This is a genomic window from Sphingomonas sp. RB1R13 (genome assembly GCF_036663775.1).
Classification (GTDB): Bacteria; Pseudomonadota; Alphaproteobacteria; order Sphingomonadales; family Sphingomonadaceae; genus Sphingomicrobium.
On the sequence record NZ_JAXOJM010000114.1, the window covers coordinates 599 to 1047 of the forward strand.

The window sequence follows — 449 nt, forward strand, 5'->3', positions numbered from 1 at the left end:
GTGCGCAGGCCATGGCTCCACTTCGGGATCAGCTGACCGCAGCCATTGCCATAATAACCCGCGCAGTTGCGGTTCGGCTGGAGCGGCGAATCCTGGCCACCGGCATTGGTGGTCAGCGAGCCGTTGAAGCCAAAGTCCAGACGACCGATCGACTCCAGGTTCAGTGCATATTGCGCCTGGAAGTCCCAGCCTTGCGCGACCGAGGTGTAGTAGTTGGTCGTGCCCTGACGGATATAGCCGCCGTTGAACAGCTGGCCAGTCGCGTTGCGGACGATGCCCTGGCAGAAGAACTGGTCGCCGCCCGAACGCAGACAGCCATCGGTATAATAGCTGTAATCGTTATAGCCGAGCGAGTTGTCGCTCTTGATCCGGTAACGATCGACCGAGAAGACCAGCCCGCGCACGAAGCGCGGCTTCAGGACCAGGCCCTAGGTCTGGGGATAGGCGGG

1 pseudogene is annotated in these 449 nt (G+C 61.2%); it reads right to left on the reverse strand.

Annotated elements, in window-relative coordinates:
• Positions 1 to 404: pseudogene (locus tag U1700_RS15360) on the reverse strand (TonB-dependent receptor domain-containing protein); the annotation flags it as partial.
• Between the last annotated feature and the right edge of the window lie 45 nt (positions 405 to 449).